Source organism: Anaerolineae bacterium (assembly GCA_013178015.1).
Lineage (GTDB): Bacteria > Chloroflexota > Anaerolineae > DRVO01 > DRVO01 > Ch71.
The window spans coordinates 1-13,498 of record JABLXR010000025.1 but is presented as its reverse complement, the minus strand read 5'-3'; the positions used below and the strand labels follow the sequence as shown (position 1 = coordinate 13,498).

General features: G+C 63.7%; 8 protein-coding genes. 2 read left to right on the top strand and 6 right to left on the bottom strand.

Features of this window, described 5'->3' with window-relative positions; genetic code table 11:
• Positions 1-810: 810 nt before the first annotated feature.
• From HPY83_10790 to HPY83_10780, 3 genes are all read right to left on the bottom strand, one after another.
• Positions 811-1,512: a response regulator transcription factor gene (locus tag HPY83_10790; GenBank protein NPV08431.1), complete on the bottom strand. Its 702-nt coding sequence runs from the start codon at positions 1,510-1,512 to the stop codon at positions 811-813.
• A 238-nt stretch (positions 1,513-1,750) separates the two neighbouring features.
• Complete coding sequence (locus tag HPY83_10785) at positions 1,751-4,198, bottom strand: AAA family ATPase (GenBank protein ID NPV08430.1); 2,448 nt, start codon at positions 4,196-4,198, stop codon at positions 1,751-1,753.
• 559 nt (positions 4,199-4,757) lie between these two features.
• Positions 4,758-4,997: a hypothetical protein gene (locus tag HPY83_10780; protein ID NPV08429.1), complete on the bottom strand. Its 240-nt coding sequence runs from the start codon at positions 4,995-4,997 to the stop codon at positions 4,758-4,760.
• A 1,084-nt stretch (positions 4,998-6,081) separates the two neighbouring features.
• Between HPY83_10780 and rho the strand changes: the two genes are divergently transcribed.
• Together rho and HPY83_10770 are read left to right on the top strand one after the other, a co-directional pair.
• Positions 6,082-7,335: a transcription termination factor Rho gene (gene rho, locus HPY83_10775; protein ID NPV08428.1), complete on the top strand. Its 1,254-nt coding sequence runs from the start codon at positions 6,082-6,084 to the stop codon at positions 7,333-7,335.
• 184 nt (positions 7,336-7,519) lie between these two features.
• Entirely contained in the window at positions 7,520-8,623 is a 1,104-nt protein-coding gene (locus HPY83_10770; protein ID NPV08427.1) for a M23 family metallopeptidase, read from the top strand.
• A gap of 204 nt (positions 8,624-8,827) precedes the next feature.
• Here HPY83_10770 and HPY83_10765 read toward each other — a convergent pair whose 3' ends face one another.
• The 3 genes from HPY83_10765 to greA form a co-directional block, all read right to left on the bottom strand.
• On the bottom strand, positions 8,828-10,537 hold the full coding sequence (locus HPY83_10765; GenBank protein NPV08426.1) for an FAD-binding protein: 1,710 nt from the start codon (positions 10,535-10,537) through the stop codon (positions 8,828-8,830).
• 657 nt (positions 10,538-11,194) lie between these two features.
• Complete coding sequence (gene lysS, locus HPY83_10760) at positions 11,195-12,703, bottom strand: lysine--tRNA ligase (GenBank protein ID NPV08425.1); 1,509 nt, start codon at positions 12,701-12,703, stop codon at positions 11,195-11,197.
• Between the two features lie 15 nt (positions 12,704-12,718).
• Entirely contained in the window at positions 12,719-13,186 is a 468-nt protein-coding gene (gene greA, locus HPY83_10755; GenBank protein ID NPV08424.1) for a transcription elongation factor GreA, read from the bottom strand.
• Between the last annotated feature and the right edge of the window lie 312 nt (positions 13,187-13,498).

Genomic DNA, 13,498 nt, shown 5'->3' with positions numbered 1-13,498 from the left:
TGCCTCCCGGCCTATGGGCCGGGAGGCGAAAGAGTGGCCGCGCCGCCACAATCAAACAGTCGAGCACACCGGCAGGAGCGTCCGCATCCTGGTCGTGCCTGCCGCCCATCAAGAGTTCCTGGCCCAACCGCATCGAGCCCCACTGGGTCCACAGCAAGCGAAACGTGGTCGAGCCCGACCGCCTGCTCCCCGCCTGGGAGCTGGCTGACCGTGTCTATGTCTACTTCGGGTGCCGGCACGAAGAGCATCCGACCATGCCTGAGAAGGCCGCTTGATCATGCGCAGGTGCTAACTCAGGCACAGTCAACAAGGGCCAACGGCGAGGCCCAACGCCCCAGACAGGCCACCTTCGGCGGCATCCAGTGCGGGCGAGCACGGTGGCCGGCGCCACCGGGACGTAGGAGTCCTCCGCGGCCTACCGCGATGAGCTGATGCCAGGTCCTTCCCCACCAGTGGCGAACACCGGCGGAGGCACAGACCTATGGGGTTAGGGCAACATATGACGGGGCCTACAGCAACACTGGAGGGCTGTTCTGCAGCAGCAGCGGGCCGGCAACAGATCAGGTTCGGGAGACGAGCGGATGCAGGCAGTGGCCGCAGAAGTAAATCCGCGTCCTAGACATGAGGAGCCGGCTCCTTCACTCCTTCAACGGAGGCTATCCCGCCGGCTGCCGAAGCCCTCCCCCCACGATGGTGACTCTCGCCTCGCCCTGCCACTCGTGGTCGGGCGAGGCCCTTAACGTGTTCAGTTCCCCTCGACTCTGAACTCATAGACAGGCCGGAGCCGCCACCGGCGGGCACCGACAGAGATCAACTGGGGGATTGCTTCTCGAAGCGGTAGCCCAACCCGTGCTCGGTGACCAGGTATCTGGGGTTCTTGGCGTCCGGCTCCAGCTTCTGGCGCAGGTGCCAGATGTAGACCCGGACGTAGTCCACGTCGTCGGTGTACTCCCAGCCCCACACCTTCTCCAGGATCTGCCGGGAGGACAGCACCCTGCCCGCGTTCTCCACCAGGTAGGCCAGCAGCCGGTACTCCGTGGCCGTCAGGCGGGCAGGTTCGCCGTTCACCAACACCCGGTTGTCGCCCAGATCTATGGTCAGGTAGTCGTCCTTGTAGGTGACCGGTTTCTCCGAGATGGGCGGCAGCGAGGCCCGGTGCAGGAGAGCCTGCACCCGCGCCACCAACACCCTGAGGCTGAAAGGCTTGGTGACGTAGTCATCCGCTCCGTACTCAAACCCGCGCAGAACGTCCTCTTCCCGTCCTCGCGCGGTCAAGATCAGGATGGGCACCTCCGATAGCTCCCGGATCCGGCGGCAGGTCTGCCACCCATCCATGTTGGGCATCATCAGGTCAAGAATCACGAGGTCGGGCCGGCGCGCGTAGAAGCTGCGTAGTCCCTCCTCCCCGTCGGTGGCGATGAAGACCTCCGCTCCGGCCTGCGTCAGGGCGTACTCCAGCAGGCGGTGCATCTTGGGGTCGTCGTCAACCACCAGCACCTTCTTGCTCTGCATCCCTAGTCCGCTCCTCGTGTGGACTACCGCCGGACGCGCCACCCCCCGCGAAGTGGAGACCTGGGCCGATGCCGTTCTGCGCGCCCGCATTATGTCAGATGCCCAATCATCTCAAACTGTAGCAGTGCACGCAAAGAACACAGCGAGAGTCACAGGGCACTTGTCTCTGTGTTCAGTCACTCTCCGCTGCTACACGCCCGGGAGCCCGCTCGCGCGCGGGCGGCCCGGGCTGTGGGCGTCACGACTTCTGAGGGTCTTCGTTCTCCGCTTCCTCTCCCTCCGTCCGGCGGAACTCCCGCTCCCTTTCCGCCAGCTGCCGCAGACGCTCCTGGACAGCATAGTTGACCGTACCCTCGGGATATCGGCCCTCGGCATCCCGCTCACCGGCGGGCTTGCCCGTCAGTATCTCGATGCCCTCGTCCACGGTGGAGACGGCGTAGATGTGGAACCTTCCCTCCTCCACCGCCTTCACCAGGTCTTGCCGCAACATCAGATTCTGGACGTTGCTGCGAGGCACAAGCACGCCCTGGCTGCCCGTCAGCCCCTTGGCCCGGCACACGTCGTAGAACCCCTCGATCTTCTCGTTCACTCCGCCGATGGCCTGGACCTGGCCCAGCTGGTTCACAGATCCAGTCACAGCCAATTCCTGGGTGATGGGGAACCCGGATAGGCTGGAGAGCAGAGAGTAGAGCTCCGCCGAGCTGGCGCTGTCGCCTTCGACCTCCTCGTACATCTGCTCGAAAGTGATGCTGGCGCTCAGCGTCAGAGGCACCTCTTCCGCGTACTTCCCCTGCAGATACCCCGCCAGGATCATCACGCCCTTGTTATGGATGCGCCCCCCTAACCCGATCTCGCGGTCTATGTTGACCACGCCAGCCCGGCCCATGGCAGTGCGGGCCGTGATGCGCGACGGCCTGCCGAAAGCGTAGTCCCCCATCGGCACCACGGAGATTCCATTCACCTGACCGACCACCGAGCCCTCGGTGTCGATCATGATCACGTCGTCTTCGATGAGCTCGCGCAGCCGCTCCTCTATCCGGTTGGAGCGGTAGATCATTTCGTCTATGGCGCGCTGCACGTCTGCAGCCTCTATCAGCTCATTGCCGTTCTGCCCCGCCCAGTAGTTGGCCTGTCGCACCAGGTCCACCACATCGCCGAACCGCACCGCCAGTTTGTTCTGATCCGACACCACTCGAGCTGCCTGCTCCACCACCCGCGCCACTCCTGAGGGAGCAAAGTGACGCAACCCCTCCTCGTGGCACACGGTGCCGATGAAGCGGGCGTACTGCGTGGGGCACTCCGGCCCCCAGTCCATCTCAGTGGCGAAGTCGGCCTTGACCTTGAAAAGCTCCTGGAAGTCCTCGTCCAGGGCATAGAGCATGTAGTAGAGGATTGGATCGCCGATCAGGATCACTTTGACGTCCAGCGGGATGGGCTCCGGCTGCAGAGTACGGGTGGAGACCACGCGCATCTCCTCGCCCATGGTCTCGATGACGATCTCCTTATCCTGAAGCGCCCGCTTGAGCGCATCCCAGGCGAACGGCTTGCTGAGCACATCGCGGGCGTTGAGGATCAGGTAGCCGCCGTTGGCTCGATGCAGAGCCCCAGCCCGGATCATGGTGAAGTTGGTGATCAGGGCCCCGAACTGCACTTGATGCTCGACCCGCCCGACGAGATTGTAGTAGTTGGGGTTGCTCTCCAGGATGACGGGTGCGCCCGTGAGCCCGCTATTGTCCACCAACAAGTTGGCCCGGTAGCGGTCAAACCGGTTCTCCTGCACGTCCAGCAGACGGCCGAAGGGGATCTGCTGTCTGGCCTCCTCTAGCTGCTCCATCTGCCTGAATGCTTCGGCGTTCTCCTGGATGTCGGCCTGGGCTTCGTCCAGAAATCGGATAACATCCTCGAACTCCCGGTACTTCTCCTTCAGCTCGTCCACCAGGTGACTGACAGCAAACCCGACGGTGCGGCGGTCCAGTTCTTGTAGCCGCTCGCGGGCTTCCTTCTGCAACTGAGGAATCCGTCTGAGTCGCTCGTGCAGTGCCTCTTGAAGCTCGCGCTGGGCTTCCTCGATGCGCTGGCGGGTGTCCTCGTCCAGCGCCGCGAACTGGTCTGGGGTCATGACTTCCCCGTCCAACACGGGGGCGAAGCCGAGTCCCTGCGGCGTCTGAAGCAGCCGGAATCGGCGCGCCTCCGCCTCCTCCTGCAGCTCTCGGAGCAACTCCTGGCGCCGGCGGGCGAACTCCAGATCTATCCGCTCGTGCTCCTGCTGGTACTGCTCGCTCTCCAGCGCCCGCGGGATTTCCACCCGGAGCTCGTCTACGAAACGATCCATGTCGGCGCGCAGTTGCTGCCCTTTGCCAGCGGGTAGCCGCACAGCGCGAGGAAGGTCCGAGTCGTCAAAGTTGTTGACGTAGCACCAGTCATCCGGCACCGGCTGCTCTTGCGCCTTGCGGCTCAGGAACTTGCGCACAAGGGTGGTCTTCCCCGTGCCCGTCGGTCCCAAGGCGTACATGTGATAGCCAGGGCTCTCGATGTCTATGCCGAACGAGATGGCTCTGACAGCCCGATCCTGCCCGATGACTTCGTCCGAAGGGGCCAGCTCTGCCGTGCTGGAGAAATCGAACTGCGACGGGTCACACACGCGACGCAACTGCTCGGCGCTAATGGCGTAGTCTTCTCTCGGCATTCCTTGCCTCCATGGATGCAGTGGCCTCCAACCGCCTTCGCCAACCTCAACTGGCAGGGCGCTACACAGAGGTGCTGGCTCCGGCACGGCCTCACCCCAGCCCGCGGGCACCAACCATTCTAATCAAGACAACGGCCCCGCAATCACCACGCGGAGCCGAAGTGCCCACGCCGGCCATCGCGCGCGGGAAGCCACTCTCGGCTAACTCTCTCCAATCGCTTGCAGAGCCAGACACTACTAGCCCGCCGTGTGGGATGCCAAGCTGAGACACGCCCGCGGCAGACTCCGGCCGGAGCTTACCCAGGCGCCCGGTACCTGTCAAGGCAGTGGCCGTCCTGCCGCCGAGTGTCGGCCTCTCGGGATTGGCCAAGCCAGGCGTCGGTTCGGCCGTACCGGTGCCTCTCGGATGCCGAGCCTGCGCGGCCGCCACTGCCTCAATGCGTGACCTGCGCTCCGCTCCGCTGCATCGGTCAAGCCGTCTGCGCGAAGCAGGAGACGCATTGAGGGCGAGTGCTTGTCGATCTCCCTCACCCGATTCCGGCTCAGGCTTCTTGCCGCGCTATATCCCCTTCTTGGACTGATGCTGCCGGTAGGCCCCAGGGTTGTCGGTCGGACCGACCCCGTTGCGGTAGGTGGTACGTTCCTCGGTGCCCTCATAGCGACCGGCCCCCACCAGGGCCTTCACCTCCTCTTCCATCAGCTCAGGCACAGACTGGCGCACCGCCTCTCGCAGGAAGTTCAGCTCCCCTCCCTGCCCCTGGCACCACCGCTCAACTGCCCCCATCCTTTCCTCGGCCACTGTGTCCTCCTTGCTGCTGTCTTACCCGACAAGCTCAAGAAGCACATGGTGGCCCTTTCGTCAACCCACTTTTCCACCACATGAGGGGACTCTAGCCTCGAAGGAAGGTGCCCCAGGCAGGTGCCCCAGGCGCGGTAGGCACTTGGGCGGCGGCGCGTGGGGGCGGGCAATCCTCGAAGGAAGGTGTCCCTGTGGTGCAGTGGGGGCTGGCTCGCCTAGTCTGAGGGGAGGGAAGGCCTTGAGGGGCGGCGCTGGTAAGCAGGTGTCCCCTCGGCTCTGAGCTGCGGCGTTGCAGTTGCGGTGGCGAGCGGGACGCTGTAGAATGTGTCCGGAGATGGCATGTGGTGGCGGTGGTCTGCTCCGTCTGCGAGTTAGGCTCGGTTGCCATCACCGATGCTTGAGATCCCGCCTCCGTACTCCAAGTCAACCTCAGCGTCGTTAGTGTCTGTCCCCGATTTGACTAGCCCTTGGGGAGTCATCAGCGACACAGGGCAGGTCGAGGCTGCGGGTCCATCAGGGTCAGCGGTGCCCAGGGTAGGCCCTCGGGCCCGGGGGTGCGTATCAAGCGTTCGTTCCCTGGCGCTTGGCCGGGCTTCACTTCAGTAAGCACCTACATGAGGAGCACGCACGCCCGCGGGCGGCACCACAGATCGGTTAGGCTGGTCCGAGGAGTCGTATCCCAAGGTGCGTGAGTTGTTCGAAGGAGAGCACCTCTCCCGGTGTTGATCCTGCAGGTCGCCGGGCGCGTCGAGGCCCGTGAAGGCCAGAAGCACGCTTGACGTGCAAGGGAGCGGTTGCCTATAATAGGAGCGACCTCACTGTTCCCTATTCCCTATGTCACCCCACAGAGGGTAGCCACACCCTGATCGGGAGTTGTGGCATCAACTGATGGATTCCCCCAAGCGCATGACACGAGGAAACTCGGTGGACCAATCTCCCTGAGGCCAAGGCCATGATGTGCACTACCAGTGTGGAGCGTCCCATCCATGCGGCCGCGTCACCACGCCTGGTGTCTCTGCTTGGTCCCTTTGCAGGTGCCGCCATGCCCAAGACGTCAACTCAATATGGAATCGGAGAGGTATAAGTGGACATTGCTCAACTAGAAGAAAAGACTCTTAGTGAACTGCGCACCCTGGCGCGCGACTACGGGATCGCGCGCTTCAGCCGCAAGAAGAAGGACGAACTGGTCATCGAGCTGTTGAAAGCCAATGCCGAGCGCCAAGGGTACGCCTTCGGCGGGGGCGTGTTGGACGTCGTCCAGGACGGGATCGGCTTCCTGCGCTCGCGCAAGCTCCTCCCTAGTTCCGATGACGTGTACGTCTCGCAGTCACAGATCCGTCGCTTCGGACTGCGCACTGGGGACCTGGTGGTAGGGCAGGTCAGGCCACCCAAGGACTCGGAGAAGTACTATGGCCTGCTGCGGGTCGAGGCGGTCAATGGCATGGACCCCGAGGTGGCCCGAGCTCGGCCGAACTTCGACGACCTGGTGGCTACTTTCCCCACTGAGCTTCTGAACCTGGAGACCTCGCCCGATATCCTCACCACCCGCATGATCAACATGTTCGCTCCCATCGGCCGGGGCCAGCGCGGGCTGATCGTCTCTCCGCCCAAGGCCGGCAAGACCACCATCCTGAAGCACATCGCCAACGCCATATCTGCGAATTACGACGACGTGCACCTCATAGTGGTGCTGGTGGGCGAGCGTCCCGAGGAAGTGACGGACATGGACCGCTCGGTAGACGCAGAGGTGGTGGCCTCTACCTTCGATGACGAGGTGGAGAATCACTGTCGGGTAGCCGAGATGGCTCTTAACCGGGCCAAGCGGCTGGTGGAGACGGGCAAGGACGTGGTTATCCTGTTGGACAGCATCACCCGCCTGGCGCGAGCCTATAACCTGGTCGTGCCCCCTTCCAGCCGTACGCTTTCCGGCGGCCTGGATCCGTCCGCCCTGTATCCGCCAAAGCGGTTCTTCGGCGCCGCGCGCAACACCGAGGAGGGGAGCAGCCTCACCATCGTGGCCACCTGCCTCGTAGAGACGGGCAGCCGCATGGACGACGTGATCTACGAGGAGTTCAAGGGCACCGGCAACATGGAGCTGCATTTGAGCCGCCGGCTGCAGGAACGGCGGGTGTTCCCGGCCATAGACATTGATCGCTCCGGCACCCGGCGCGAAGAGCTCCTCCTGGATGCGGATACGCTGAGCCGGGTGTGGACCCTGCGCAAGATGGTCTCGGCCTTGGGTGGAGGCACTGAAGCTACCGAGCTGATCCTGGATCGGCTGCGGAAGACCTCCAGCAACCGGGAGTTCCTGCTCACGCTCAACAAAGAGGCCATATAGAGCTATTGACAGCAGCTAGCCGGGCGGCTAGACTCGCTGAGAACGAGCAGTCGAGGCGGTAGTCCCAGGAAGCCGGCCCAATCGGGGCTGGCGCACGCTGAAGTTTCGTCGAGCCTTCCCTTTCCTGGAAGGTGAACACTGGGAGGCGCGTACGGCTGGCCTGGCTGTGAGATCGCCGGGTGTGATGGAAGGTCGGCGACGGCCTCACCTCTGGCGATGGTCGAAGCGTGTCCGCACCCTCATCAACGAACGCTGGGGGAGCAGAGACTCCGATAGCAGGCGATATGCCCTTCACGTCGCTATTCTGGTGACGGTGTCGGCATTGTGGTTGCTGCCGAAGGACACCTCCTCGCTCCTTGCAATATCTCTTCCGCAGAAGCCTGAGTATCTCCGTGCCGCAGTGGCCCTGGACGACCAGGTTCTGGCCTCTCGCGGTGTGCGCCAGCAGGCCGTCGTTCGGCCGCGCATGGTGCTCGATCGCCTGGCGGTAGTGAGGACGACAGAGGGCCGCTATCCCCAGTATGAGCCCAGCCTTTACGTGGTGCAGCCAGGTGACACCCTCTCTGCTGTGGCTCAGGCTTTCGGGCTTTCCCAGAAGACACTGATCTGGGCCAATGAATCGCTGGTACAACAGCAGGATCTCCTGTCGGTGGGGCAGCAATTGGTGATCCTGCCGATGGACGGCGCCCTCCATCGGGTGGCGGAGGGTGACACCCTGCAGAGCGTAGCCGAGAAGTACCGCGTGTCTCCCGATGACATCGCCCGTTATCCTGGCAACGTGCTGGAGGCGGACCAACGCCTGGTGGTGGGGGCACTTCTGGTGGTCCCGAACGCCTACCTCCCTGATCCGCCGGCCAGAGTGGTACCGACCGCGGTGCCGGCGCGCCCCGTGGTGCAGCAGGCGAAGGTGGCAGAACCGGCCCCCGGCACGGGCGCTCTGATCTGGCCCCTCAGTGGCCTGATCACCCAGGGCTATAGCGGTTACCACCCAGCCATTGACATTCACACCAAAGCGGGCGTGCCGGTGGTGGCGGCCGATGCTGGGACGGTCACACTGGTGTCGTGGCAGAACTACGGCTATGGCTACCACGTGATTGTGGACCACGGCGGCGGCAGGGAGACTCTGTACGCCCACCTGAGCGCCATCAGCGTGGAGGCGGGCGAGGTGGTGAAGCAGGGGCAAGAGGTGGGGGCGGTGGGGTCAACCGGCCGGTCCACCGGGCCGCATCTACACTTCGAGGTGCGCCAGGACGGCGTGCACCGAAACCCGTTCTCGTACTTGCCCTGAGGCTTCCTGAGCCGTAGTGGTCGGTCTGCCCGTCGTTTCCCCGGCCTCAGTACCCGGAAAGCAGCCTGTCCCCGCTCGCTGTGAGCCCACACTGGCTGGCGTGCCCGCGAGTGTGAAGCATGGCGTCCGCACTCAGGGATACAAACGGGGGAGCCTGAAGAGTCAGGCTCCCCCGCCGGTGTTGCCTAGCGTGCTGCTAGAGCACTAGCCCCACGGTTTCTCGTTGGCAGCGTTCGTTCCGGCTATGCGGCCCATGGCGTAGCAGTCCGCGCCGACGTTCGACATGCACTGGTAGAGGTGGTTCCAGAACCCACCGTTCTCGCCGGCGGCATACAGCCTGGGGATGGGCTTGCCCTCGGTGTCCAGCACATGGCCACCCGTGTCGCGGACCATGCCGCCCTGGGTGTTCAGGCACGCGGGGAAGAGCTCCACCGCATAGAACGGGCCCTCAGTGAACGGTACTAGGAGGTCTGGCGGCCGGTCATATGAAGTGAAGTTGGGGTCTCCCGTGTCGAACTCCAGATCCTTGCCGGCCTTGCAGGAGTCGTTCCAGCGTTTGATGGTGTCTTCCAACTGGTCTGGGTCGCGCCCGATCTTCTCCGCCAACTCGCGGATGGTATCGGCCTTGACCACCCAGCCCTTCTCTACCTCGACCTCATTGTTCTCGCTGCACTTGTAACCCTCGATGTTGTCGGCCCAGCTCATGGAACTGCCGAACAGCTTCCCACTCAGCCGGGCTTCCTCATTGAATATCATATGTATGGGTAAGGGGTACTTGTCGCGGACGTACTTGCCGCCCTCGACGATGGAGCCCACCATGTTGAACGTACCCTCTTTCCACGCCACGTCCTTGTTCTGGATGCCTGTCTTGGCCTTTCTGTACTCGTCCCGCCAGCGCCTGTTGTTGGCACCCACCATGATGCAAGCGCCAGCCTGAGGCAGAGCGACGGGGATGGCCGATTCGTAGTCCGGGAACCTGGTGGCGAGGCCGGATGGGGCGGCGAAGGCGCCCATGTTGCGCAGGTCTGCGCCGGCGGCCATGCACATCTTGATACCTTCGCCCGTGTTCAGGGGGCTGCCCTGGCTGAGGAAGGCTGGGATGTGAATGTAGTCGCGGATCATCTGCTCATTGTACTCGTACCCACCGGTGCAGACCACGACGCCTCTTCTGGCCTTGACGAAGACCTCCTCGCCGTCCTTCTCCGCTACCACACCCAGGATCTCTCTGGTCACCGGAACCTGTATGAGACGCTTGACGGGGGTCTCATACATGATGGTGACTTTGGTCTTCTCCTTGATGTAAGTGTCCAGGAAGTACCAGTTCCGCCCTGGACCCAGCTCGGGATCCAGCCAGTAGAACGATGGCTCGGAAGCGACGTCATCTGCCCCGGGGAAGTGGGGGAAGAACGGGATCCAACCACCCTGGCCAAAGGGCGGCGGGGCGCTCACCGGCTCCGCCCCGAGCTCGCGGAACCACTCGAGGTTCTTGTAGCCTTCCTCCAGGAAGAACTGGATCCACTCGTCGGTCTGGGGGAACCCCTCGCCGGTGGTGGCGCGCTTCAGGTACTCGGTGTATCCCTCCCAGATGGCGGGAGATGGGGCGACGAAGCCCTGACCGCAGACCCTGCTGTTGCCGCCACAGTGGTCCTCATCGCCCTTCTCCAGGATTATCACTTCGGCTCCGGCCCGGTCGGCCTCGATGGCCGCAGCTTGGCCGGCAAAGCCCATGCCGCAGATGACCACGTCTGTTTCGTAGTCCCACTTCGTAGGGCTCCACGGAACCGCTGCGGTGACGCCCTGAGCCTCGGCGGAGCCGCCGAGTGCGGCGGCAGCTGCACCTACAGCACCCAGAGCTGCGCCTCTGGTGAATTGCCTTCTGGATACTCTGCGAGACACTTCCTTCTTCTTTGTCACGTGATCCTCCTCGATCATGCTACGTATAGTGCACGATACGAAAGACTTCGGCTGACTACTCAGCCCTGCTCATTATGCAGCTCGTAATTGGTTTCGGCGGATGTACACCACCTCCTCTCCGAGGCACTCCTCTGCCAACGTCGCAGAGTCAGCCAGGTTGCCTGGCGCGGCGCGTCCGGGGAGGTGTTGCGTGCCCCACAGACGGCCGTCATCGCCGGCTCCATGGCGGATGTGATGCCCTGCCAGGCTCGGAAGCGGGGATGCCGCCGCCCCCCTTGCGTCGGGAACTTGCTGTCCCCCCACCAGAGCCAGCCTGCAGCGGCCCAGGCGTTTATAGCATCAGCCGCATGGGCTGTCAAGCGCCGCGGGCCTACGCTTCTGGAGTGCGTGCTGGAACCGGGGTGCCATTAGCCTGCGGGAGCGATGCAGGGGCAGGCCCCCCACCGGTATGGGCGAACACGAGGCTCGCCTGGGTCCTGCCCCTGCGGCTCTCGGGGCGAACCTCTCATTCATGCCTCCTGACGCCTGGGGGCGCGGACTGCGTGAGTGGGGACTGGGCACGCTGGGGTTGCCCTGGGTGAGGCTCAAAGGACGTCCCCTGGGCGGCCTTGCGGAAACCGCATCCTGTGGCTGCGGACAATGCCTCTCGCCGGCGAATCAGCCCAGGCTGCGCATGTGAGGGAACAGCAGAACCTCGCGGATGGATGGGCGGTCGGTGAGCAGCATCACCAGCCGGTCTATCCCCATGCCGAACCCGCCGGTGGGTGGCATACCGTAGCTGAGGGCGAGAAGGAAGTCCTCGTCCATCTGGTGAGCTTCTTCATCTCCGGCCTCGAAATCCCGCCGCTGAGCCCGGAAGCGCTCGTATTGCTCGACCGGGTCGTTCAACTCCGTGAAGGCGTTACAGAGCTCCATCCCGGCGACGAAACCCTCGAACCGCTCCACCCATCCCTCGCTGCCGGGGACGCGCTTGGCCAGGGGAGATATCTCCACCGGGTAGTCCATGAGGAAGGTCGGCTGTATCAACCTGGGCTCGACGTAGCCCTCGATCAGGTAGTCTACCAGTTTGCCCATAGTCGGCTTGGGCTCCGGCCGGCCGCCGATGTCGAGGATGGCCCGGTGTAGGCTCTCGATGTCGCCGTGGTCTTCGATATTGATGCCGGTTTCCTCGCGGATCGCCTGTCTGAGGTCTCTCCGGATCCAGGGTGGGGCCAGGTCCACCTCCTGCCCCTGGTATGTGATGCGGGTGGTTCCCAGGACCGTATGGGCGACGTGGGCGATCATCGTCTCCGTGCGGCGCATGACATCGTGGTAGTCGGCGTAGGCCTCGTAGAATTCGATCTGGGTGAACTCGGGGTTGTGCTTGTACGAGACCCCCTCGTTGCGGAAGTCCCGCCCGATCTCGTACACGCGTTCGTACCCGCCCACGATGAGTCGCTTGAGGTAGAGCTCGAAGGATATGCGTAGGAAGAGGTCCTGGTCGAGCTGGTTGTGATGGGTGACGAAAGGGCGAGCGGCGGCGCCTCCGTAGATGGGCTGCAGGATGGGAGTCTCCACCTCCAGGAAGCCTTCGGCATCTAGGTACTGCCGGAGGGCAGAGATGATAGCGGCCCGCAGGCAGAAGAGGCGGCGGGTGTCATCGTTGACTATGAGGTCTACGTACCGATGTCGGTAACGCGCCTCCACATCGGTGAGCCCGTGCCACTTGTCGGGAAGGGGATGAAGGCTCTTGGCGGCGAGCTGGGCCGATCGCACGTTGACGGTGGGCTCCCCCGTGCGGGTGCGAAACATCTCTCCCTGGACAGCCACGAAGTCGCCGATGTCGGTGGCCTGCCTGAAGGCTTCGTAGGCGTCCCGACCGAGCACGTCGCGGCGAAGGTATATCTGAAGCCTACCGGCGCCATCAGCCAGGTGGGCGAAGGTGGCTCCGCCCATAACCCGCTCGGTCATGAGGCGGCCGGCGACCGCCACCCTGGGTGCTGGCTCCGATGCGTCCTTCTCCCACTCCTCGAGAGCCCGCAGGGCCTCGGAGGTGGTGTGGGTACGCTCCACTCGGGCGGGATAGGGCTCTATCCCCTCCTCTCGCAGGCGGCGAAGCTTCTCCAGCCGTTGCCCGTCTGGGGAGAGTAGCTGAAGCTGCCGGTCTGCGCTGATGCCGTCATCCATCGGGCCCACTCCGGTTCAGTCGATGCTGACTATCGTGACCTCGACGATTCCGCCGGGGGCCCGGAAGGAGGCCCTATCCCCCACTCGCCTGCCGAGGAGAGCACGGCCCAGGGGGCACTCGTTGGAGATGCTGCCGTCCGTGGGATCGGCCTCAGCGGAGCCTACGATGCGGTAGGTTTCGGGAGGAGATCCGTTCTCGCAGATAGTGACGGTGCAACCGACGGTGACCTGGTCGCGGCCGGTGTCGCTCTCGATGCGGACGGCTCGCTTGAGCAGGTCCTCCAGTTCGGCGATCCGTCCCTCCACAAAGGCTTGCTCATGCTTGGCCGACTCGTAGCCAGCATTCTCAGCCACATCGCCTTCGCGCTTCGCCTCGCGGATGCGCTCGGAGATCTCCACCCGACGCACCGTGCGAAGATAGTGGAGTTCCTTCTCCAAGCGTTCTCTGCCGGCATCGGTGAGGTAGACCAGCCTGTCGTCCATGCTCAGCCCAACTCCTTGCCCTGGGTGACCATGCGGCCCTGAGGCCGCCTCCTGTCAAGAGGCAATAGAAAAGAAGCGCCGCAGCCCACCTGACGGCTGCGCGCTCCCGTTCGGACACGATCGGCGGCCCGGCGCTCCAATGTTCGGGCTAATTATAGCTTGATACCCACGACGCCGCAAGCGTCCGCATCCTATCATCTAAAATCCTACCGAGCGGGTATCGTTCCCTCAATTGATAATCCTACTGGGGGGAGCGATGTCTGCGAGGGAGAAGATGAGTCGGCAGTCCCGTGAGGAGTATCTCAAGGTGAT